The sequence below is a fragment of the Streptomyces sp. NPDC006235 genome, assembly GCF_040613735.1.
GTDB lineage: Bacteria > Actinomycetota > Actinomycetes > Streptomycetales > Streptomycetaceae > Streptomyces.
The window spans coordinates 87,568-109,662 of the sequence record NZ_JBEXSR010000032.1 but is presented as its reverse complement, the minus strand read 5'-3'; the positions used below and the strand labels follow the sequence as shown (position 1 = coordinate 109,662).

General features: G+C 70.4%; 20 protein-coding genes, 1 tRNA gene and 1 riboswitch. Of the genes, 18 read left to right on the top strand and 3 right to left on the bottom strand.

Going from position 1 to position 22,095, the window contains the following annotated elements:
* The first annotated feature begins 111 nt into the window (after positions 1-111).
* The 14 genes from ABZ192_RS30315 to ABZ192_RS30250 all read left to right on the top strand — a co-directional run bounded on the left by ABZ192_RS30315 (position 112) and on the right by ABZ192_RS30250 (position 14,832).
* The gene (locus tag ABZ192_RS30315; protein WP_356927664.1) at positions 112-411 is read left to right on the top strand and encodes a hypothetical protein; all 300 of its coding nucleotides are present in this window, start codon (positions 112-114) and stop codon (positions 409-411) included.
* Positions 412-426: 15 nt separating this feature from the next.
* Positions 427-1,377, top strand: coding sequence for an ABC transporter ATP-binding protein (locus ABZ192_RS30310; protein WP_356927663.1), 951 nt, complete (start codon positions 427-429; stop codon positions 1,375-1,377).
* Complete coding sequence (locus ABZ192_RS30305; protein ID WP_356927662.1) at positions 1,374-2,114, top strand: hypothetical protein; 741 nt, start codon at positions 1,374-1,376, stop codon at positions 2,112-2,114. Before ABZ192_RS30310 ends, ABZ192_RS30305 begins: the two co-directional genes overlap by 4 nt.
* Before the next feature lie 481 nt (positions 2,115-2,595).
* On the top strand, positions 2,596-3,243 hold the full coding sequence (locus tag ABZ192_RS30300; RefSeq protein WP_356927661.1) for a SurA N-terminal domain-containing protein: 648 nt from the start codon (positions 2,596-2,598) through the stop codon (positions 3,241-3,243).
* 94 nt (positions 3,244-3,337) lie between these two features.
* Positions 3,338-4,306: a nucleoside triphosphate pyrophosphohydrolase gene (locus tag ABZ192_RS30295; protein WP_356927660.1), complete on the top strand. Its 969-nt coding sequence runs from the start codon at positions 3,338-3,340 to the stop codon at positions 4,304-4,306.
* 74 nt (positions 4,307-4,380) lie between these two features.
* On the top strand, positions 4,381-5,679 hold the full coding sequence (locus tag ABZ192_RS30290; protein ID WP_356927659.1) for a cytochrome P450: 1,299 nt from the start codon (positions 4,381-4,383) through the stop codon (positions 5,677-5,679).
* Between the two features lie 128 nt (positions 5,680-5,807).
* Positions 5,808-6,758, top strand: a complete 951-nt coding sequence (locus ABZ192_RS30285) for a transglycosylase family protein (RefSeq protein ID WP_356927658.1) — start codon at positions 5,808-5,810, stop codon at positions 6,756-6,758.
* Between the two features lie 228 nt (positions 6,759-6,986).
* A riboswitch (cyclic di-AMP (ydaO/yuaA leader) is annotated at positions 6,987-7,153 on the top strand.
* A 4-nt stretch (positions 7,154-7,157) separates the two neighbouring features.
* On the top strand, positions 7,158-7,838 hold the full coding sequence (locus ABZ192_RS30280) for a transglycosylase family protein (protein WP_356927657.1): 681 nt from the start codon (positions 7,158-7,160) through the stop codon (positions 7,836-7,838).
* Between the two features lie 280 nt (positions 7,839-8,118).
* The gene (gene eno / locus ABZ192_RS30275) at positions 8,119-9,399 is read left to right on the top strand and encodes a phosphopyruvate hydratase (RefSeq protein ID WP_128092713.1); all 1,281 of its coding nucleotides are present in this window, start codon (positions 8,119-8,121) and stop codon (positions 9,397-9,399) included.
* Positions 9,400-9,502: 103 nt separating this feature from the next.
* Positions 9,503-9,979: a septum formation initiator family protein gene (locus tag ABZ192_RS30270; protein ID WP_356927656.1), complete on the top strand. Its 477-nt coding sequence runs from the start codon at positions 9,503-9,505 to the stop codon at positions 9,977-9,979.
* Positions 9,980-10,024: 45 nt separating this feature from the next.
* Positions 10,025-10,555, top strand: a complete 531-nt coding sequence (locus ABZ192_RS30265; protein WP_356927655.1) for a DUF501 domain-containing protein — start codon at positions 10,025-10,027, stop codon at positions 10,553-10,555.
* Positions 10,552-11,517: a Ppx/GppA phosphatase family protein gene (locus ABZ192_RS30260; RefSeq protein ID WP_356927654.1), complete on the top strand. Its 966-nt coding sequence runs from the start codon at positions 10,552-10,554 to the stop codon at positions 11,515-11,517. The genes ABZ192_RS30265 and ABZ192_RS30260 overlap by 4 nt, the downstream gene beginning before the upstream one ends.
* Before the next feature lie 420 nt (positions 11,518-11,937).
* The gene (locus tag ABZ192_RS30255; protein ID WP_356927653.1) at positions 11,938-13,350 is read left to right on the top strand and encodes an NAD(P)/FAD-dependent oxidoreductase; all 1,413 of its coding nucleotides are present in this window, start codon (positions 11,938-11,940) and stop codon (positions 13,348-13,350) included.
* A 189-nt stretch (positions 13,351-13,539) separates the two neighbouring features.
* A complete protein-coding gene (locus tag ABZ192_RS30250; protein WP_356927652.1) occupies positions 13,540-14,832 on the top strand; it encodes a cyclopropane-fatty-acyl-phospholipid synthase family protein in 1,293 nt (430 codons plus the stop codon).
* A gap of 138 nt (positions 14,833-14,970) precedes the next feature.
* On the opposite strand, the gene ABZ192_RS30245 is transcribed toward ABZ192_RS30250, so the two are convergent.
* The gene (locus tag ABZ192_RS30245; RefSeq protein ID WP_356927651.1) at positions 14,971-17,499 is read right to left on the bottom strand and encodes an FtsX-like permease family protein; all 2,529 of its coding nucleotides are present in this window, start codon (positions 17,497-17,499) and stop codon (positions 14,971-14,973) included.
* A 39-nt stretch (positions 17,500-17,538) separates the two neighbouring features.
* Positions 17,539-18,309: an ABC transporter ATP-binding protein gene (locus tag ABZ192_RS30240; protein WP_356927650.1), complete on the bottom strand. Its 771-nt coding sequence runs from the start codon at positions 18,307-18,309 to the stop codon at positions 17,539-17,541.
* Between the two features lie 455 nt (positions 18,310-18,764).
* Here ABZ192_RS30240 and ABZ192_RS30235 point away from each other — a divergent pair.
* The 3 genes from ABZ192_RS30235 (at position 18,765) to ABZ192_RS30225 (ending at position 21,305) form a co-directional block, all read left to right on the top strand.
* A tRNA-Leu gene (locus tag ABZ192_RS30235) sits at positions 18,765-18,848 on the top strand.
* A 146-nt stretch (positions 18,849-18,994) separates the two neighbouring features.
* On the top strand, positions 18,995-20,170 hold the full coding sequence (locus ABZ192_RS30230) for a 4-hydroxybenzoate 3-monooxygenase (protein ID WP_356927649.1): 1,176 nt from the start codon (positions 18,995-18,997) through the stop codon (positions 20,168-20,170).
* Between the two features lie 226 nt (positions 20,171-20,396).
* Positions 20,397-21,305 (top strand): Bax inhibitor-1/YccA family protein, encoded by a 909-nt coding sequence (locus ABZ192_RS30225; RefSeq protein ID WP_356927648.1) that lies wholly within the window; start codon positions 20,397-20,399, stop codon positions 21,303-21,305.
* 71 nt (positions 21,306-21,376) lie between these two features.
* Here the strand turns inward: ABZ192_RS30225 and ABZ192_RS30220 are convergent, their stop codons facing one another.
* Positions 21,377-21,607, bottom strand: coding sequence for a DUF4287 domain-containing protein (locus tag ABZ192_RS30220; protein WP_306966512.1), 231 nt, complete (start codon positions 21,605-21,607; stop codon positions 21,377-21,379).
* Positions 21,608-21,708: 101 nt separating this feature from the next.
* Between ABZ192_RS30220 and ABZ192_RS30215 the strand changes: the two genes are divergently transcribed.
* Positions 21,709-22,014 carry a hypothetical protein gene (locus ABZ192_RS30215; protein WP_356927647.1) on the top strand — a complete coding sequence of 102 codons (306 nt, stop codon included), beginning with the start codon at positions 21,709-21,711 and terminating at the stop codon, positions 22,012-22,014.
* Positions 22,015-22,095: the final 81 nt, after the last annotated feature.

Here is a 22,095-nt window from a genome sequence, read left to right as displayed (position 1 = left end):
CGGCGCCGGGGGGGGGGGGGCGCCGGCCCACCCCGCGGGCGGGCGGGCCCCCCACCCCGCCTTCCCGGCACCCGACCTTTTGACAAGCCCTCGAGGAAAACCAAGGAAGACATGAGCAACGGATCCTTCCCGGCACGGCGGCAGGACGCCCCGGACTCCGTCCGCGGCGACGCCTGGCCCGTAGTCCCGCTCGCTGTGGCCCTGCTGCTGCTCCGCTGGCAGGGAGAGCACACCTGGGCGTACGTCACCGCGGCCGTGATCGGCGGCCTCGGGCTCCTGGCGGCGCTGATCGGACTCACCGAGTGCGTCAAGGCCGTACGGCGCGGACTCGCGCCCGGCAAGGTCGTCTGGGTCGTCGCCGTCCTGTTGCTCGCGAGCTTCGGCCTGGTGCACCAACTGATCGTGGCCTGAGGCGGGTTACCAGAGATGACCAAGGCGACGATCGAAGTGTCGGGGCTGGCCAAGACGTACGCGAAGAAGCGCGTCGTCGACGGCCTGTCCTTCACCGTGAAACCCGGAACCGTCACGGGTTTCCTGGGCCCGAACGGGGCCGGCAAGACCACCACCCTGCGCATGCTGCTGGGCCTCACCCGGCCCGACGCCGGCACCGCGCTCATCGGCGGGCGCGCCTACCACGAGCACCCCGAACCCCTCCGGGTCGTCGGCGCGTTGATGGACGCCCGCTGGGCCCACCCCAAGCGCTCCGCCCGCGCCCATCTGACCTGGCTGGCCCGCAGCAACCGGATCCCCGTCCAGCGGGTCGACGAGGTGCTCGCCCAGGTCGGGCTCGCCGACGTGGCGGGCAAGCGGGTCGGCGGGTTCTCGCTCGGCATGGCACAGCGCCTCGGGCTGGCGGGAGCGCTGCTGGGCGATCCGGGCGTCCTCGTCCTCGACGAACCCGCCAACGGCCTCGACCCCGAGGGCATCGCCTGGATGCGGGGACTGCTGCGCGCACTGGCGGCCGAGGGACGCACCGTCTTCGTCTCCAGCCATCTGCTCGCCGAGATGGCCCAGTTGGCGGACGACGTGGTGATGATCGGACGCGGGAAACTGATCACCCAGGGCTCCGTCTCCGACCTCACCTCGCTCAGCTCCGCGGAGGAGGTGCTCCTCCGGGCCGAGGAACCGGAGCGGCTGCGCGCCCTGGTCGCGGAGCACGGAGCGAGCGTCGTCGAGGCACCCGACCGCGCCGATGCGCTGCTCGTCTCCGGGATGAGCAGCGAGGACATCGGCAGGGCGGCGGCCCGGGCCGGACTGGCCCTGTTCGAACTGGCGCCGCGCCGCCGCACGGTCGAGGACGCCTACCTGAAGCTCACGGCCGATGCGGTCGAGTACCGGGGCTCCGTACAGCAGCCGGTGGAAGGGAGCCGGGCATGAGCACGGCCGTACTGCGGACGGAAGTCGACAAACTGCGGTCGCTGACCTCGACGTGGTGGTTCCTCGGCATCACCGCCGCGGTGTCGCTCGCCCTGAGCGGCTTCGGGGTGCGCGAGACGGCGGAAGGACAGGAGCCGGGCATCGCCGACGTCCTGACGGGACCGGCCTTCGCCCAGCTGCTCATCATGGTCTTCGCCGCCCGTTCGGCCACCATGGAGTTCCGCACGGGCACGATCTGGGCCTCCCGGCTGGCCGTGCCGTCCTGGCAGCGGCTGCTCACGGGCAAGGCGGCGGTCGTCGCCGGGGTCGCCGCACTCGCCGGGGCGGTCCTGATGGCCGGTGGCCTCGCCGTGGCGGCGCTGGCGGAGCCCACCGCGCGGCTCACCCCGCACTCCGGACTCGACTGGCGCCAGCTCCTCACCGTCCCCGTGGCGTTCGCGATCACCGCGGTGATCGGACTCGCGGTCGGGCTGCTGCTCAAGAGCGGGGGCGCGACCGTGGCGGTCGTGCTGGTGTGGTCCCTGGTGGCCGAGCCCGCGCTGGGCGCCACGGGCGAATGGCTGCTCAGCGTCGACATCGGTGCCTGGCTGCCCTTCATCGCGCTCAGCGACTTCCAGGGCCAGCCCGGCGGGACGCCGTTCCCCGGTGGCCCCTACGCGGCGGGTCTCTACGTCGCACTCCTCGCCGCCGGGCTGCTGGCAGCGGCAATCCGGGTCCAGGAACGCAGGGAGCCCTGACGGGACCGGAGCCCCGGAGCCCCGGAGATCCGGAGTCCCGGAGATCCGGAGTCCCGGAGATCCGGAGTCCCGGAGATCCGGAGTCCCGGAGATCCGGAGGCCCGGAGTCCCGGAGATCCGGAGTCCCGGAGATCCGGAGTCCCGGAGATCCGGAGGCCCGGAGTCCCGGAGATCCGGAGGCCCGGAGGCCCGGAGGCCCGGAGGCCCGGAGTCCCGGAGTCCCGGAGTCCCGGAGGCCCGGAGGCCCGGAGATCCGGAGGCCCGGAGTCCCGGAGGCCCGGAGATCCGGAGGCCCCGAGACCCCGGGAGGGGACCCCGCCGACCCCCCGGACGCGGCTCCCCTCCCGGCCCGGCCCGCGCGGCGGTGCCGGAAGTCCCGGTGAATCGTTGGTCGAATGGGTTGGCCAGAGCTTGGCCACTGCCTACCATCGATCACCGCAAGACCTTGTGCACCGTCGCACAATCTCCTCGGGAGGTCTCCTTGCACCGCCGCCGTCGCACCGCGCTCGTCCTCACCGCCGCGATCGCCGCCGCGGCGCCCCTTCTCACCGCCTGCGGCAACGACGCGCATCCCGGCGCGGCGGCCGTGGTGGGTGGCCAGCGGATCACCGTCTCGCAGCTGGAGGACCGGGTCGGCGAGGTCCGCGCGGCCCAGCGGGCGGCCGTGCGGGACGACGCCCAGTACCAGCAGGCCATCGCCGGCACCGGCACGCTCACTCGCGACACCCTGCACACCATGGTCCTCGACCGGGTGCTGCACCGCGCCGCCCAGGACGCCGGTGTCACCGTCACCCGCAGGGACATCCAGGAGATGCGGGCCGGCCTGGAGGAGCAGGCCGGCGGGGCCAAGGCGCTGGAGACCACCTGGCTCCAGCAGTACGGCATCCCGCCGCAGCGCCTGGAGGAGAACCTCCGCCTCCAGCTGGAGGCCCAGAAGCTTGCGCAGAAGCTCGGCACCGACACCAACCGTCCCGAGTTCTGGAAGGCCCTGTCCGAGGCATCCAAGGACCTGAACGTCGACCTCAACCCGCGTTACGGCACCTGGGACGTCCAGAAGAGCAGCCGCGCCGACGCGAAGACGCCGTGGGTACGGGACGTGTCGGCGGCGCAGGCGCAGCAGAACATGTAGGAGCACGGGCCCAGGTGCCTGGGTGCCCAGGGGGCCTGTCCAGGGGCTGTGGATGACTTCCGGGGTTGTCGGCGGCGTGGGATAGCTTCGAATCGTGAACGCCAACAGCCCCGAAGCCCCCGGCCGCATCGTCCTGCTCACCACCAGCCACCGTGTCGCCCCCGGCCTGCTGTCCTGGCCCGCCTGGCAGGCGCTGCACGCGGCCGACCAGGTGCTGTGCGCGGACGGCGCGCACCCGCAGCTGCCGTATCTGCGCGAGGCGGGGATCACCGTCGACGAGGCGTCGCCGACGGCCGAGGAACTGGTCGACGCCTGCGCCGGCGGCCGCACGCTGGTCGTCGTGGCGACGGGCGAGGGCGAGCCGGTCCTGACGGACGGCCTGGCCCGCCTCGCCGGCACCGGCCGCGTCGCCATGCCCGAGCTGGAGCTGCTCCCCGCGTCCTACGACCTGCCGGGCGCCCGCCTGCTCGATCTCGTCCAGGTCATGGACCGTATCCGCGCCGAGTGCCCGTGGTCGTCCCAGCAGACGCACAAGGGCCTGGCCAAGTACGGCATCGAGGAGGCGTACGAACTCGTCGAGGCGATCGAGGAGGGCGACCGCGACGAACTGCGCGAGGAGCTCGGTGACGTCCTCCTCCAGGTCGTCTTCCACGCCCGGATCGCCGAGGACGACCTGGAGAGCCCCTTCTCCGTCGACGACGTCGCCGCCGGCATCGTGAACAAGCTGATCCACCGCCACCCGCATGTCTTCGGCGACGAGACGGCCACCACGCCCGAGGAGGTCAAGGCGCACTGGCTGCGCACCAAGGCGGTCGAGAAGCAGCGCAGCTCGATCACCGAGGGCATCCCCCTCGGCCAGCCCGGCCTGGCCCTCGCCGCCAAGCTGGCGTCCCGGGCCCGCACCGCCGGCCTGGACATACCGCTCCCGCCGGTCGAGGGCATCGGCTACGAGCTGCTGGCCCTGGCCGTCCGCGCGGAGGCGGAGGGCGTCGACCCGGAGGCGGCCCTGCGAGCGGCGGCCCGCGCGTACCGGGACGCGATCAGGGAGGCGGAGCAGGGCTGAGACCGGCCGGGGAGGAGAGGGGAGGAAGGGGAGGGGAGGGGGGGGGAGGGCGGGGAGCCGGATACCGTCGGGGAGTGACCGACCAGCCCCAGCCCAGCACCCCGGCCGCCGCTCCCGACCTCTTCACCTGGGAGTTCGCGAGCAACCCCTACCCCGCCTACGCCTGGCTCCGCGAGCACGCCCCCGTGCACCGCACCAAGCTGCCCAGCGGCGTGGAGGCCTGGCTGGTCACGCGGTACGCCGACGCCAAGCAGACGCTCGCCGACCACCGGCTCTCCAAGAACCCGGCGCATCACGACGAGCCCGCGCACGCCAAGGGCAAGACCGGGATCCCCGGCGAGCGCAAGGCCGAGCTGATGACGCACCTGCTCAACATCGACCCGCCGGACCACACCCGACTGCGGCGGCTCGTCTCCAAGGCGTTCACGCCCCGCCGGGTCGCCGAGTTCGCGCCGCGGGTGCAGGAGCTCACCGACACCCTCATCGACGGGTTCGCGCGGAAGGGGTCCGCCGACCTCATCCACGAGTTCGCGTTCCCGCTCCCCATCTACGCCATCTGCGACCTGCTCGGCGTCCCCCGCGAGGACCAGGACGACTTCCGCGACTGGGCGGGGATGATGATCCGTCATCAGGGCGGGCCCAGGGGCGGCGTGGCGCGGTCCGTGAAGAAGATGCGCGGCTACCTCGCCGACCTCATCCACCGCAAGCGGGAGGCGCTGCCCGACGAGCCCGCCCCTGGCGAGGACCTCATCTCCGGCCTGATCCGCGCCTCCGACCACGGTGAGCACCTCACCGAGAACGAGGCCGCGGCCATGGCCTTCATCCTGCTGTTCGCCGGCTTCGAGACCACCGTGAACCTGATCGGCAACGGGACCTACGCCCTGCTCACCCACCCCGAGCAGCGCGCGCGCCTCCAGGCGTCCCTCGCCGCCGGGGAGACCGGCCTCCTGGAGACCGGCGTCGAGGAACTCCTGCGCTTCGACGGCCCCGTCGAACTCGCCACCTGGCGGTTCGCCACCCAGCCCCTCACCATCGGCGGGCAGCACATCGCGGCCGGCGACCCGGTCCTCGTCGTCCTGGCCGCCGCGGACCGGGATCCGGAGCGGTTCGCCGATCCGGACGTGCTGGACCTCGCCCGCCGTGACAACCAGCACCTCGGCTACGGCCACGGCATCCACTACTGCCTCGGCGCCCCGCTCGCCCGCCTGGAGGGCCAGAGCGCGCTCGCCACGCTCCTCACCCGCCTTCCGGACCTGCGGCTCGCCGCGGATCCGGCCGAGCTGAGATGGCGCGGCGGCCTCATCATGCGCGGGCTGCGCACGCTGCCGGTGGAGTTCTCACCGAATAAACATGACACGCCGTCAGGCCTGTGATCTTCACGTGATCTGCGCGGCATGAACTTGTGACAAGTGATCGTCTGCCGATACGTTCACCCATCATCAGCGCGGCCCGGGAAACCCTGCGCCGCGCCGGTCACTGCTGTCTCGCGAAAGGTCTCCGTATGCTCTCCGGGAACGGTCGGCACCGTCGCCCCCGCCAGGCTCCGGCTCTCCTCGTCGCGGCCGGGGTCACCGGCTCCGCCATCGCGATCCCGCTCCTCGGAGCCTCCGGTGCCAGCGCGGCCGACGGCACGACCTGGGACCGGGTCGCGGACTGCGAGACCGGCGGCGCCTGGAGCCAGAACAGCGGCAACGGATACTTCGGCGGCCTCCAGTTGTCCCAGGAGGACTGGGAGAACCACGGCGGCCTCGACTACGCCCCGAGCGCCGACCTGGCCAGCCGCTCCCAGCAGATAGCCGTGGCCGAGAGAATCCTCGCCGACCAGGGGGTCGGCGCCTGGCGCACCTGCGGTCTGCTCTCCGGCCTCGAACAGGACAAGGGCTCGGGCGCGTCCGACTCGTCCGCTCCGACGGACTCGCCCGGACTGCTCGACTCCTCCGAGTCGGACGAAACCACCAACTCCGACAAGTCACCTGATTCTTCCGATTCCTCGACGCAGGACCAGTCGCAGGATCCGTCCCGGGAGCAGTCCCAGGACCAGCCCCGGGATCAGTCGCAGGAGCAGGAGCCCGGCAGCTCCCCGTCACCCACTCCCGAGAGTGGCGAGCCCGGCAAGTCGCCGCATGACGACCGCTCTTCCGCCCCGACCGACACCACTTCCGGCCGCCACCGCGGCCCCAGCGCCGACGAGGACGCCAAGGCCGAGGACGGCCGTCCGTCCGGGTCCGCCGGACGGCACGCCTCGCGCGACGGCGAGGCCGCCCGGGAGGTGGCGGACGGCTCCTATACCGTCCGCCCCGGCGACAGCCTCTGGTCCATCGCGAACTCTCTTGACCTCAGCGGCGGATGGCACGCGCTCTACGTCGGGAACGAGACGGCTGTCGGCACCGACCCGAACCTCATCCGCCCCGGTCAGAAGCTCACGGTAGGGGTCGAAGCGGACGAGCGGTAGCCGGTGGGGCAGTACGGAAACGGGGGCGGAAGTCACCCCGAAACCGTGCGAGTTCACGTCCCCGTTCGTGGCTAATGTCCTTTATCGGTGCGGTGAGAGATAGATCTCAGAAGCCCTGATCGTCTTTGAAATTCCGCGGATCTCATGTCTACGGTCATGACCGCTCGTCACCGCGAGCCCCGGCTGCCGCAACGCCGAATCCTGCCAGCGGCCGCACGGGAACAGTCGTCGCGTCAAGCGCCGTAGGCAGGAGCGGGGGACCCAAGGTAAGTGCCCTACCGGCCGGTTGTGCCGGAAGGGCTTGGGGTGAAGCCGCGTCCCGGGAGGGACGCGGCCGGGCAACTCAACCGGCCCGAACCCGACAGCTCACCTCGCAGGCGTCGGTGAGGGGATCTCTCCATGCTGTTTTCCGGCAAGGGCACGCACCGCCGTCCGTCCAAGGCCTCTCGGGTCATCGCCATCGCCGGTGTCACCGGTGCCGCCGTCGCCGCCCCGCTGATGGCGGCCGGCAACGCCTCCGCCGCCACCGCCTCCGAGTGGGACGCCGTCGCCCAGTGCGAGTCCGGCGGCAACTGGTCCATCAACACCGGCAACGGCTACTACGGCGGTCTGCAGTTCTCCGCCTCCACCTGGTCCGGCTACGGCGGCACCAAGTACGCCTCCACCGCCGACCAGGCCACCAAGTCCCAGCAGATCGAGATCGCCGAGAAGGTTCTCGCGAGCCAGGGCAAGGGTGCCTGGCCGGTCTGCGGCAAGGGCCTGTCGAGCGCCGGCTACAGCGGCGGCTCCGAGCAGAGCAGCGGCTCCACCGAGACCCGCCAGACCGAGCAGCAGCCGGCCTCCCGCTCCGACGAGCGCCCGGCCCAGACCCAGAAGACCCAGAAGACCGTCACCACCCCGACCGGCAAGAAGGTCAAGAAGGGCGACGGCGAGTACAAGGTCGTCAAGGGTGACACCCTCAGCTCCATCGCGACCGAGCAGAAGGTCGAGGGCGGCTGGGAGAAGCTGTTCGACCTGAACAAGGACATCATCACGGACGCCAACCTGATCTACCCGGGCCAGCAGCTGCACCTGAAGTAAGCAGCGGCCCACCCCCGTCCCCCACGGGCTCCCCGCCCCGGCGCGTCACCCCCCGTGCGCGCCGGGGCGGGGTTTTTTCTGCCGGTCTTTTTCTGCCGGTCTTTGCGATCCGGCTTTGTTCCGTTCGGAAACAATTTACTCTCGGTTCTGTCCATGGGGTGGGCGACCCGGTGGCCGATCGCCCGGAGCCGGTTAGGCTCATGTCGCGAGCCACCGCGGCCCGCGCCTCGCCGGGCCCCCGCGGCCCGCGTACCCGCGTCACATGAAGAAGGAGATGCTCGTGCCGTCCATCGACGTCGTCGTAGCCCGGGAAATCCTGGACTCCCGAGGCAACCCCACGGTCGAGGTCGAGGTCGGCCTCGACGACGGCAGCACCGGTCGTGCCGCCGTCCCGTCCGGCGCCTCCACGGGCGCCTTCGAGGCCATCGAGCTGCGTGACGGCGACTCGAACCGCTACCTCGGCAAGGGTGTGGAGAAGGCCGTCCTCGCGGTCATCGAGCAGATCGGCCCGGAGCTCGTCGGCTACGACGCCACCGAGCAGCGCCTGATCGACCAGGCCATGTTCGACCTGGACGCCACCGACAACAAGGGCTCCCTCGGCGCCAACGCCATCCTCGGCGTCTCCCTCGCCGTCGCCCACGCAGCCTCCGAGGCCAGCGACCTGCCGCTGTTCCGCTACCTGGGCGGTCCGAACGCGCACCTGCTGCCGGTGCCGATGATGAACATCCTGAACGGCGGCTCGCACGCCGACTCCAACGTGGACATCCAGGAGTTCATGATCGCCCCGATCGGCGCGGAGTCCTTCTCCGAGGCCCTGCGCTGGGGCGCCGAGGTCTACCACACGCTGAAGAAGGTTCTGAAGAGCAAGGGCCTGGCCACCGGCCTCGGCGACGAGGGCGGCTTCGCCCCGAACCTCGGCTCCAACCGCGAGGCCCTCGACCTCATCCTCGAGGCGATCAACGAGGCCGGCTACACCCCCGGCGAGCAGATCGCCCTGGCCCTCGACGTGGCCGCGTCCGAGTTCTACAAGGACGGCGTCTACACCTTCGAGGGCAAGGAGCGCTCGGCGGCCGAGATGACCGAGTACTACGCGGAGCTCGTCGACGCGTACCCGCTCGTCTCCATCGAGGACCCGCTGTTCGAGGACGACTGGGAGGGCTGGAAGACCATCACCGCCAAGCTCGGTGACAAGGTCCAGCTCGTCGGCGACGACCTGTTCGTCACCAACCCCGAGCGCCTCGCCCGCGGCATCGAGGAGGGCGCCGCCAACGCGCTCCTGGTCAAGGTCAACCAGATCGGCTCTCTGACCGAGACCCTGGACGCCGTCGAGCTGGCCCAGCGCAACGGCTTCAAGTGCATGATGTCCCACCGCTCCGGCGAGACCGAGGACGTCACCATCGCCGACCTGGCCGTCGCCACCAACTGCGGCCAGATCAAGACCGGCGCCCCGGCCCGCTCCGAGCGCGTCGCCAAGTACAACCAGCTGCTGCGCATCGAGGAGATCCTCGACGACGCGGCGGTGTACGCCGGCCGCAGCGCGTTCCCGCGCTTCAAGGGCTGACCCGGCCACAAGACGCAGCGTCGTACGTACGTCCCCGTACGCGGTCCCGTACCGTGTCCGGGGACGTACGCGCGTATGACGGTGGAGCGGGAGGCGGACAGACATGGCCGTGAAGGACCGGGACCGGTTCTCCACCGCGACCAGGATCCGGCTGCTCGGCGAGCAGACCGCGGCCCGGGTCTACCGTTCCCAGACCAAGCGCCAGGCCCGCCGCTCCCGGCTGACCGGCCGGGCCGCGCTGCTCGCCCTGGTGATGTGCTCGCTGATCGTGGCCCTGGCCTACCCGATGCGGGAGTACGTCTCGCAGCGCGCCGAGATCGACGACCTCCAGCGCGAACAGCAGCAGGCCCGGCAGCGCGTCGAACGGCTGCGCGACCAGAAGGCGCGCTGGCAGGACGACGCGTACGCGGAGCAGCAGATCCGGAAGCGGTTGCACTACGTCATGCCGGGGGAGACGGGATTCATCGTCGTCGACCCGCACGCGGCGAGGCAGTCGCACGCCGACCTCGGGGCGGCCGACCGTCCCTGGTACTCGAACGTCTGGGACGGGGTCGACAAGGCCGACGCCTCCGACCAGTGAAGTGACCCGAGAGAACACCCAGAGAAAGACAGCCTGAACACAGTCATGGAAACGCCCCCGCCGACCACTCCGCGCACCGAGCCCACCGACGCGGACGTCGAGGCCTTCAAGCAGCAGCTCGGCCGGCCCCCGCGCGGCCTGCGCGCGATCGCGCACCGGTGCCCGTGCGGGCAGCCCGACGTCGTCGAGACGGCCCCGCGGCTGCCGGACGGCACGCCGTTCCCCACGCTGTACTACCTGACGTGCCCGAAGGCGAACTCGGCGATCGGCACGCTGGAGGCGAACGGCGTGATGAAGGAGATGACCGAGCGGCTGGCCTCGGACCCGGAGCTGGCGGCGGCGTACCGGGCGGCGCACGAGGACTACATCCGGCGCCGTGACGAGATCGAGGAGCTGCAGAACTTCCCGAGCGCGGGCGGCATGCCGGACCGGGTGAAGTGCCTGCACGTGCTGGTGGCGCACTCGCTGGCCGCGGGGCCGGGTGTGAACCCGCTGGGCGACGAGGCGCTGGCGATGCTGCCGGAGTGGTGGCGCAAGGGTGCGTGTGTGACGACCGTCGAGGAGGACGCCCAGTGACCCGTGTCGCCGCCGTGGACTGCGGTACGAACTCCATCCGGCTCCTGGTCGCCGACGCCACTGTGTCCGATGGCGCCTCCGGCGCGGGTGCCACCGGCGAGCTGGTCGACCTGGACCGACGGATGACGATCGTGCGGCTGGGGCAGGGCGTCGACCGCACCGGCCGGCTCGCCCCCGAGGCGCTGCAGCGGACCTTCGCGGCGTGCCGCGAGTACGCCGGGATCATCAAGGAGCACGGGGCGGAGCGGCTGCGGTTCGTGGCGACCTCCGCCTCCCGGGACGCCGAGAACCGGGACGAGTTCGTGCACGGCGTGCTGGACATCCTGGGCGTCGAGCCCGAGGTGATCTCCGGGGACCAGGAGGCCGAGTTCTCCTTCACCGGCGCCACCAAGGAGCTCGCCGGGCGCGACCACCTGCCCAAGCCCTACCTCGTCGTGGACATCGGCGGCGGCTCGACCGAGTTCGTCGTCGGCGACGACCATGTCCGTGCGGCCCGCTCGGTGGACATCGGCTGTGTCCGCATGACCGAGCGGCACCTGGTCCGGGACGGGGTGGTGAGCGACCCGCCCTCCACGGAGCAGATCGCGGCGATGCGGGCGGACATCGAGGCCGCCCTCGACCTCGCCGAGGAGACGGTTCCGCTGCGCGAGGCCCGCACGCTGGTGGGCCTGGCCGGGTCCGTGACGACCGTGTCGGCGATCGCGCAGGATCTGCCCGAGTACGACTCGGCCGCCATCCACCACTCCCGTGTCTCCCACGACCGGGTCCGCGAGATCACCGAGTGGCTGCTGCGCTCCACGCACGCCGAGCGCGCGGCCGTGCCCTCCATGCACCCGGGCCGGGTCGACGTGATCGGGGCGGGAGCCCTCGTCCTGCTGTCGATCATGGAGCGGATCGGCGCGGAGGAGGTCGTCGTCAGCGAGCACGACATCCTCGACGGCATCGCCTGGTCCGTCGCCTAGCCCGCTTCTGAGCAGGCATGGATCACGAATGAGCGCCTCCGGGGAGTCCGGGTGACCCCCCGGCGGCAGCCCGTCGGAAAAGTTCGTGAAGTTCTTCACAAGGAATTCGGCCCTCCCGAGCGATCAGAGGGGTCCGGTTGACCCGTCCGGGGGCTGAACAGGCCTTTGAACATGTTCAGAAGCATGGTATGGAGGTGTCCGGAGAGGTGCGGGAAGGGGCGCCCCGGGAGGGCCTCACGGAGGGTCCTCGGGTGCAGAGAGGCAGCTCACGCGGCATTGACAACGGTCCGGGGTGCATAAAGGCTCCCGGTTGTCACCATGACATGGATCACGCGAGCCGCGGAGGATAACACACACCCCACCCGAGCTTGTGAAGGGGCGCACGATCCACCCCCCTCAGGCGGGTGGATACTCGATGGCATGAGCACCACGGAGCGTCCCAGGATCCTCGTAGTAGGCGGTGGGTACGTAGGCCTGTACGCAGCTCGACGCATTCTGAAGAAGATGCGTTACGGAGAGGCGACCGTCACGGTCGTCGACCCCCGGTCGTACATGACCTACCAGCCCTTCCTCCCCGAAGCCGCCGCCGGCAACATCTCCCCGCGCCACGTCGTCGTCCCGCTGCGACGCGTGCTGCCGAAGGCGGAGGTCCTCACCGGCCGGGTCACCACCATCGACCAGGACCGCAAGGTCGCCACGATCGCCCCGCTGGTGGGCGAGGCGTACGAGCTGCCCTTCGACTACCTGGTCGTCGCGCTCGGCGCGGTCTCCCGCACCTTCCCGATCCCCGGCCTCGCCGAGCAGGGCATCGGCATGAAGGGCATCGAGGAGGCCATCGGCCTGCGCAACCACGTCCTCGAGCAGCTCGACAAGGCCGACTCCACCACCGACGAGGAGATCCGCCGCAAGGCGCTCACCTTCGTCTTCGTGGGCGGCGGTTTCGCCGGTGCGGAGACCATCGGCGAGGTCGAGGACCTGGCCCGGGACGCGGCGAAGTACTACAAGAACGTGTCCCGTGAGGACATGCGCTTCATCCTGGTCGACGCCGCCGACAAGATCCTCCCCGAGGTCGGCCCCAAGCTCGGCAAGTACGGCAAGGAGCACCTCGAGGGCCGCGGCGTCGAGGTCTACCTGTCCACCTCCATGGACTCCTGCGTCGACGGCCACGTGGTGCTGAAGAACGGCCTGGAGGTCGACTCCAACACCATCGTCTGGACCGCCGGCGTCAAGCCGAACCCGGTCCTGTCCCGCTACGGCCTGCCCCTCGGGCCCCGCGGCCACGTGGACTGCGAGACCACGCTCCAGGTCAAGGGCACCGACTACATCTGGGCCGCGGGCGACAACGCCCAGGTCCCGGACCTCGTCGGCCGCAAGGCGGGCAACGAGAACGCCTGGTGCCCGCCGAACGCGCAGCACGCGCTGCGGCAGGCCCGCGTCCTCGGCGACAACGTCCTGTCCGGCATGCGGGGCTTCCCGCAGAAGGACTACTCCCACGCCAACAAGGGCGCGGTGGCCGGGCTCGGCCTCCACAAGGGCGTGGCGATGATCGTCATGGGCAAGATGAAGATCAAGCTCAAGGGCCGCCTCGCCTGGTACATGCACCGTGGCTACCACGGCATGGCGATGCCGACCTGGAACCGCAAGATCCGCGTCTTCGCCGACTGGACGCTCGGCATGTTCCTCAAGCGCGAGGTCGTCTCGCTCGGCGCCATCGAGACGCCGCGCGAGGAGTTCTACGAGGCCGCCAAGCCGGCCCCGGTCGCCGCCGCGCCGAAGGAGAAGTCCGAGGCCAAGGCCAAGGAGAAGACCGAGGAGAAGGCCAAGGCCTCCTGACCTCCGGTCGGTCACCCGCCTGACGAAGGACCTCCCGCCATCCGTGGTGCGGGAGGTCCTTCGGCGTTCCCGTTCCCTCGGCGTGGTGGTTTTGCCCAGTCATGACGCGTGCCGGGGACTGCGCGAAGGCCCCGCAGGTGTTTACGTGGTGTCGGACATTCCGGGATTCCCGTCACGGAGGTGTACACCATGGCAGACGCCGCGCCGCGGCTCCAGGGCCTCTTCGCACAGTTGCTGGGAGCACCACTACCCGTGCGCATCCGCGCCTGGGACGGTTCGCAGGCGGGCCCGCCGGGCGCGCCGACCCTGGTCGTACGCAACCGCCGCGCGCTGCGCCGCCTGCTGTGGAAGCCGGGCGAACTGGGCCTGGCCCGGGCCTGGGTGGCGGGCGATCTCGACATCGACGGCGACCTCTACACCACCCTCGACCTGCTGGCCGGCCACATCTGGGAGCGCGACGAGGACGCCCGCACCCTCGCCCAGGCCCTGCGCGACCCCGAGGTCCGCACCGCCGTACGCGGGCTCGTCAAGCTCGCCGGGACCCCGCTGCCGCCCGCCCCGCCCCGCGAGGAGGCCCGCCGGCCGCGCCGCAACCTGCACACCAAGCGCAGCGACAGACGCGCCATCAGCCACCACTACGACGTCGGCAACGACTTCTACGAGATCGTCCTCGGGCCGTCCATGGTGTACTCCTGCGCCTACTGGCCCAGCCCCGACAGCACCCTCGAACAGGCCCAGTACGACAAGCTCGAGCTGGTCTGCCGCAAGCTCGGCCTGACCCCCGGTCAGCGGCTGCTCGACGTCGGCTGCGGCTGGGGCTCCATGGCCATCCACGCGGCCCGCGAACACGGCGTGAGTGTCGTCGGCGTCACCCTCTCCCAGGAGCAGGCCGCCTACGCCCGCAAGCGCGTCGCCGACGAGGGCCTCACGGACAAGGTCGAGATCCGCGTCCAGGACTACCGCGACGTCCGCGACGGGCCCTACGACGCGATCTCCTCCATCGGCATGGCCGAACACGTCGGCGCCGAGCGGTACCTGGACTACGCCGGCGATCTGCACGGGCTGCTCAAGCCCGGCGGGCGGCTCCTCAACCACCAGATCGCGCGCCGCCCACAGCGCGACGAGACGGCGTACGACGTCGACGCCTTCATCGACTCCTACGTCTTCCCCGACGGGGAGCTCCAGCCCGTCGGCATGACCGTCGCGATGCTGGAGCGCGCCGGGTTCGAGGTGCGCGACGTCGAGTCGATCCGCGAGCACTACGCCCTCACCCTGCGGCAGTGGGTCGCCCGTCTGGAGGCCGGCTGGCAGCGTGCCGTCCAGCTCACCAGCCCGGGCCGGGCCCGCGTCTGGCGCCTGTACATGGCCGCCTCCGCGCTCGCCTTCGAACGCAACCGCATCGGCGTCAACCAGGTCCTGGCCGTCCGCACCCCCGAGTCCGGGGCGTCGGGCATGCCGCTGCGCGCCCGCACCTGGAACTGATCGTGGCAGGGCCCCGGTCCCCGCCGACGCGGACCGGGGCCGGGCGGTGTGGTGGCCGGGGAGAGGAGAACCGGGACCGCACCCGAGACGTCGAGGGCCCCTTTCCCACCGGGGAAAGGGGCCCTCGCATGTCCGGCGCTACTCCGCCTTGATCGCCTCCAGCATGTTCAGGCGGGCCGCCCGCCGGGCCGGCCACAGCGCGGCGAGGACACCCACCGTCGCGGCCAGCAGGAGGAAGATCCCCATCCGTGCCCAGGGCAGGATCAGTTCGTAGGTCGCCATCTTCGTGGCCAGCAGCTCACCGGCCGCCCAGCCGAAGAACACGCCCAGGCCGATGCCGAGCACCGCGCCGAACAGGGAGATCACCAAGGACTCCAGGCGGACCATCCGCTTGATGCCCTTGCGGTCCAGGCCGATCGCCCGGAGCATGCCGATCTCCTGGGAGCGTTCGAAGACCGACATGGCCAGGGTGTTGATGACACCGAGGACCGCCACGATCACCGCCATGGCGAGCAGGCCGTAGACCATGTTCAGCATCAGCGTGAACATCTGCGCGATCTCGTTGGAGATGTCCTGCTTGTCCTGGACCTTGACGGCCGGGTTGGTGCCGAGGGCCTTCTCCAGCTTGTCCTGGGTGGCACCGGATGTGCCGCCGGCGGTCTTCACCATGACCTTCATGTTGTACGGGTCCGACTCGTGCGGCGCGAGGATCTTCTCGTCGAGCAGGATGCCGCTCAGGAAGTCGTTGCTCTCGTACGTGCCGGCCACCGTGAGCTTCTGCTTCTTGCCGTCCTCGAAGGACACGGTGAAGGCGGAACCGGCCTTCCAGCCGAAGGACTTGGCGGTCTCGCTGTCCACGACGGCCTGGGTGCCGCCGACCTTGAAGGAACCGGTGTCGACCTTCGGGCCGGCCAGGTCGCCGATCGCGGCGCCGTTGACGCCGGTCAGGTACTCGGTCCGGCCGCCGATCCGGGAGACGGCGTTGAGCATCGGGCTGGTGGCGGTGACGCCGTCGGTGCGCTCCAGCTTCTTCTCGACGTCCGGCGACAGCGCGTTGCCGTTCGCCATGGACACCACGTAGTCCGCCTTGATCGACGACGACGCCATCTTCTCGATGGCCTGCTGGAGGCTGCCCGCCATCACCGTCATGCCGGTGATCAGGGTCAGGCCGATCATCAGCGCGGAGGCGGTGGCGGCCGTACGGCGCGGGTTGCGCACCGAGTTCTGCCGGGCCAGCTTGCCGGAGACCCCGAAGGCGCGCAGCACCGGCGCGGCGGCGGCGATCAGCGGGCGGGACAGCAAAGGGGTGAGGATGAACACACCGGTGATCAGCAGCACCGCGCCGAGGCCCATGGGGAGCTGGCCGTCCGAACCGTCCATGGTCGTGGCCACGAGGACCACCGCCACGCCCGCGGCCGAGACCAGGGCGCCCAGCGTGTTGCGCAGCACCAGCGACTTCGTCGTGGCCTTGGCGTGCACGCTGTTCATGGCCGCCACCGGCGGGATCTTCGCGGCCCGGCGGCCCGGCAGCCAGGCCGCCAGCATGGTGACCAGGATGCCGACCGCGAGCGCGGCGACGATCGTGGTGGGCTTGATGACCAGCGGCCCGTCGGGCACGGACCCGCCGAACGTCCCCATCAGGGAGCGCAGCCCGGCTCCGATGCCGATGCCCGCGACCAGCCCGGCCACGGCGGCGACCGCGCCCACGACGAACGCCTCGACGAGCACCGACCGCGTCACCTGCCGGCGGGAGGCGCCGACCGCCCGCATCAGCGCCAGCTCCTTGGTGCGCTGGGCGACCAGCATGGTGAAGGTGTTGGCGATGATGAAGGTGCCGACGAACAGGGCGATGCCGGCGAAGACCAGCAGGGCCGTCCGCATGCCGCTCATCGACTCGGAGATCGTCCGCGCCTGGTCGTCGGCGAGCTGCTTGCCGGTGGTGGTGGAGACGGTGCCCTCGGGCAGCGCCTTGTCCAGCTCCGCCTTCAGCGCGGCCTGCGAGACGCCCGGCTTCGCCTTGACGTCGATCTGGTCGTACACGCCCGCCTTGCCGAACAGCTTCTGGGCGGTCGCCGTGTCGAAGAGGGTGAGGCTGCCGCCGGCCGCTACGTTGCCGTCGTCGGTGGTGAAGATGCCGGTGATCTTCGGGGTCAGGACCGGCCCGTCGACCGACATGCGGAGGGTGTCGCCGACCTCGTACCCGGCGCGCTTCGCCGTCGCGGAGTCGATGAGGATCTCGCCCGGGCCCTTGGGGGCGTGACCGCCGACCAGGGGGTAGCGCGGGTCCTTGGCGCCCCAGTAGTTGCCGCCCTGCGACTGGAAGCCGTCGCCGATGAGCTTGCCGTCCTTGTCGGCGAGGGCGGTGAAGCCCTGCACGACGCCGATGGCGGACGCGGCCCCGGGGACCCGCTCGCTCTTGTCGAGGGTCGCCTGGGTCAGGTCGTGGAGCTTGCCGACCCGGTCGCCCTCGGCCTCCTGGTAGTCCGCCGTCATGGCGACGTCGACCTGGTCGAAGCCCTTGGCGGAACTCTTCTGGAAGGCGTCGGAGATGGTGTTGGTGAAGACCAGGGTCCCCGACACGAAGGCCACGCCGAGCATCACGGCGAGGACGGTCATCAGGAGCCGGGCCTTGTGCGCGAGCACGTTGCGCAAGGCGGTACGGAACATGGGTTTCTTCTTCTCAGTCCTGTCGGTCCTGACGGGGGATCAGCTGGTGCGGCCCTTGGCGTCGAACGCCTTCATGCGGTCCAGGACCGACTCGGCCGTCGGCCCGTACATCTCGTCGACGACCCGGCCGTCCGCGAGGAAGAGCACCCGGTCCGCGTAGGCCGCGGCCACCGGGTCGTGGGTCACCATCACCACCGTCTGGCCCAGTTCGCGCACGGAGTTGCGCAGGAAGCCCAGCACCTCGGCGCCCGAGCGCGAGTCGAGGTTTCCGGTGGGCTCGTCCCCGAAGATGATCTCGGGCCGGGAGGCCAGCGCCCGGGCCACGGCGACGCGCTGCTGCTGACCGCCCGACAGCTGGGAGGGCCGGTGGCCGAGCCGGTCCGCCAGACCGATCATCCGGATCACGGAGTCCAGCCACTCCTTGTCCGGCTTGCGGCCCGCGATGTCCATCGGAAGGGTGATGTTCTCCAGGGCCGTCAGGGTCGGCAGCAGGTTGAACGCCTGGAAGATGAAGCCGATCTTGTCCCGGCGCAGCTTCGTCAACTGCTTGTCCTTCAGCGAGCCGAGCTCGGTGTCGCCGATGCGCACCGACCCGGAGGAGAAGGTGTCGAGACCGGCCACACAATGCATCAGGGTCGACTTGCCGGAGCCGGAGGGGCCCATGATCGCGGTGAACTCGGCCTGCCGGAAGTCGACGGAGACCCGGTCCAGGGCGACCACCTGGGTCTCACCCTGTCCGTAGATCTTCGACAGATCCGTGGCGCGCGCGGCCACGGTGGTGGCCCGGTCGGTGAGCGGTGCGGTGGTCACGGGATGGCACTCCTGTCGGACGACGGTGTTCTTGGAAGGACTCGTTGTTCTTGGGACTCGTTCCATCGTCCGGGGCCCACGCCGCCGTGTAGTCACCCGTTGTTCCGGTTCCGAGGGCCGACTCCGGTCTGACCGCGAGCGGCGGAGTCATACCTGGGGATGACGAACGCCCCTGAGGGGACCGGGTGTCGGGAACCGCGCGTTCCGGATGTCGGGGAAACGGGTGGTCAAGTGTCAAGAACAGGTGGAGTGCCCTCGTTCGAGCGGTGAAATTCCGTCATTCCGGCTGCGCTGCCGACGGCCGCACGCAAGGCTATTGGCAAGTGCGGATGGCGCGTTCCGTGTGCTGATGCACCCTCAGACGTCAATAAAATAAGACAACATCGGTCCGCCCTTCCGCTGTTCGGGGGACACGTCCCGATAGTCTCGGAACCTCGATGCGGAGCCCATGGCCTGCCCGGATGGTGGAATGCAGACACGGCGAGCTTAAACCTCGCTGCCCCTTCGCGGGCGTGCCGGTTCGAGTCCGGCTCCGGGCACCTTCCGATCCCTGTGTGGTCCATTGAGAAGTTCACGGCGTGACCGTTGACAGCGGTCGCATGCCGTCAGAGACTCACATCCGATAACGGTGAAGGAATTTTCACCTGACGAACGCATGGACGAACGGATGGGAAGGGGTCGCCCGATGCGCACCACCGTCGGCATCATCGGAGCCGGCCCCGCCGGCCTCCTCCTGGCCCGGCTGCTCCACAACGCCGGCATCGACTCGGTCGTCCTGGAGAGCCGCGACCGCGCCTACGTCGAACGGCGGCAGCGCGCCGGGATCCTGGAGCAGGGCACCGCGGACGTGCTGCGCGCGGCCGGCGCCGGGCAGCGCATGGACCGCGAGGGGCTGCGCCACGACGGCATCGAACTGCGCTTCGACCGCAGGCGTCACCGCGTGGACTTCCCCGCCCTCACGGGCGGACGCTCCGTGATGGTCTACGCCCAGACCGAGGTCTGCAAGGACCTCATCGCCCTCCAGCTCGCCGAGGGCGGACCGCTGCTGTTCGAGGCGGAGGCGCTGGCCGTGGAGGACGCCGGCACCGACGCCCCGCGCGTCCGCTTCCGGCACGAGGGCCGAGAGGACGTCCTGGAGTGCGCGTACGTCGTCGGCTGTGACGGCTTCTGGGGCGTGGCCCGCAAGGCGATCCCGGCCGAACTGGTCCAGGTCTTCGAACGTACGTACCCCTTCGGCTGGCTCGGCATCCTCGCCGACGTGCCGCCCTCGCACGACGAGCTCGTCTACGCCCGCCACGACCGCGGCTTCGCCCTCCTCTCCATGCGCTCGCCGTCCGTCTCCCGCCTCTACCTCCAGGTGCCCGACGGCACCGACGCCGAGGCGTGGAGCGACGAGGCGATCTGGGACGAGCTGGAGCGCCGCTTCGAGACCGCCGACGACTGGCGGCTGGAGCGCGGCCCCATCACCCAGAAGTCGGTCACGCCCATGCGCTCCTACGTCCACGAGCCCATGCGCCACGGCCGCCTCTTCCTCGCGGGCGACGCGGCGCACATCGTGCCGCCCACCGGCGCCAAGGGGCTGAATCTCGCCGTCGGTGACGTCGTGACGTTCGCCCGGGCCCTGGGCCACCAGCGGGAGACCGGCTCACCGGAACTGCTCGACGCCTACTCGGAGACCTGTCTGCGCCGGGTCTGGCAGGCCGAGCGGTTCTCCTACGACATGACGACCCTCCTGCACCGCGCCCCCGGCGCGACCGGCTTCGAGGACCGGCTCCAGCTCGCCCGGCTGGCCCGCATCGCCTCCTCCCGCGCCGCCGAGACGGACCTGGCCGAGGGGTACACGGGCTTCCCGTTCGGGTGATGGCCCGGGTGGCGTAAGGACGGCGTCAGCGGGTGATCTCCGTCCGGTTCCGGACGTGTCGCAGCTTGGTGATGAATGACCCCCTCCGATGAGGGGAATCACGAAGCCGCGTAGCGTGTTGCGCACCACGACGAGGGAAAGATCCTCCCCAAGCACTAGGGTCTTTCCTTTGCCTACCTATTACTCTTGAGCCAAGGTCACGCAGTGTTGGCCATGGAGGAGTGAAATGAGGAGCAGAAACCCGGTCTTCTCGCGACGGGGGTTCAGCCGCGACAACGGCTACGCGGGCTTCAACACCGCGCCGCAGGCCGGGGGTCCCGCTGTCGCCACCCAGGGCAACCCGTACGCACAGCCGACGGGCAACCCCTACGCGCAGAACCCTTACGCGCAGAACCCTTACGCCCAGCAGGACCAGCAGTACGGCGCGCCGCCGCAGGCCCCGGCCACCACCGGCCGGATGACCATCGACGACGTCGTCCTGCGCACGGCGAGCACGCTCGGTGTGCTCATCCTCACCGCGGCGCTCTCCTGGGCCCTGCTGCCGGTCGACGACGCCAACATCAGCCGTAGCTACGGCATCGGTATCGGCGCCGCGCTGATCGGCATGGTCCTGGCGTTCGTGCAGTCCTTCAAGCGCAAGGCCTCGCCCGCGCTGATCCTGACGTACGCCGCGTTCGAGGGTGTCTTCCTCGGCGTCGTGTCCAACATCGTCGACAGCCGCATCGCCGACGGCGCGGCCATGCAGGCCGTGATCGGCACGATGGCGGTCTTCGCCGGTGTGCTGATCGCCTACAAGGCCGGCTGGATCCGCGTCAACCGCCGCTTCTACGGCTTCGTGATGGCGGCCGCGCTCGGCTTCATCCTGCTGATGATGGTGAACCTGCTGTTCGCGGTGTTCGGCGGCGGTGACGGCCTCGGCTTCCGCAGCGGTGCCCTCGGTGTCGTCTTCGGCGTCATCGGCATCATCCTCGGAGCCTGCTTCCTCGCCCTGGACTTCAAGCAGGTCGAGGACGGCGTCGCCTACGGCGCCCCGCGTGAGGAGGCGTGGCTCGCGGCCTTCGGCCTCACGCTGACGCTGGTGTGGATCTACCTGGAGTTCCTGAGGCTCATCTCGATCCTCAACAGCAACGACTAGTACCGACCAGTCGTACGAGTCGTACGCGAAGGGCCCCGGCATCGCCGGGGCCCTTCGTCGTGGGTGCGCTCCTAGAGCAGTTTGCGCGCGGCCCTCCTCAGGTCGTACTCGTGGACGATCGCCTTGGCGTGGCCGTACGCGAGATTGTGTTCGTGCCGGAGCCAGCTGACCTTTTCCTCGAAACGGAAGAGTGCCGGGCCTTCTTCGACGGTGCGCAACCAGTCGGAGATATCACGACCGGTGCAGTGGGGGATGCGGGCGAGCATGTTGCGATGGGTCTCTTCGGAGAAGACTTGGGACATCGGCGCCTCCGGACGCTGGGATGTAAGCCGGTCCTTCAGGTCACCGTGCCTGAGTGTTCGCCCGTTGGCAACAGTCCCGGTGCGACGCGTACGCTCGCGGCGTGGTTGATACGACGCCTCTGACCCGTGCGGTGGATCACTTCGCCGATCGTTTGAGGGCTGCGCCCCAGAGCCGGTTGCAGCGGGGCGCTGCCGCTGAGGCTCTCGGGCTGGCCCGGGAGTTGGCCCGGAGGGCGCAGGTGCTCGAGGGGCTGGAGCCTCGGGAGATGCCGGATGCGGGGATGTTTGCAGCGGCAGATCAGATCACCGTTGCCGGGCATGATCTGGCGGTGGTGATTCCCGCTGACGCCGACGTCGATGAAGCGGTGCGCTTGGTGGAGGAGGCGCAGAAGCGGGCGGGGGTTTAGCGCCGTTCGCGGGTGCGGGTAGTTCGTGGCTGGTCGCGCCCGCGCGGCGGAGCCGCATATCGATACAGCTCCGCGCCCCTG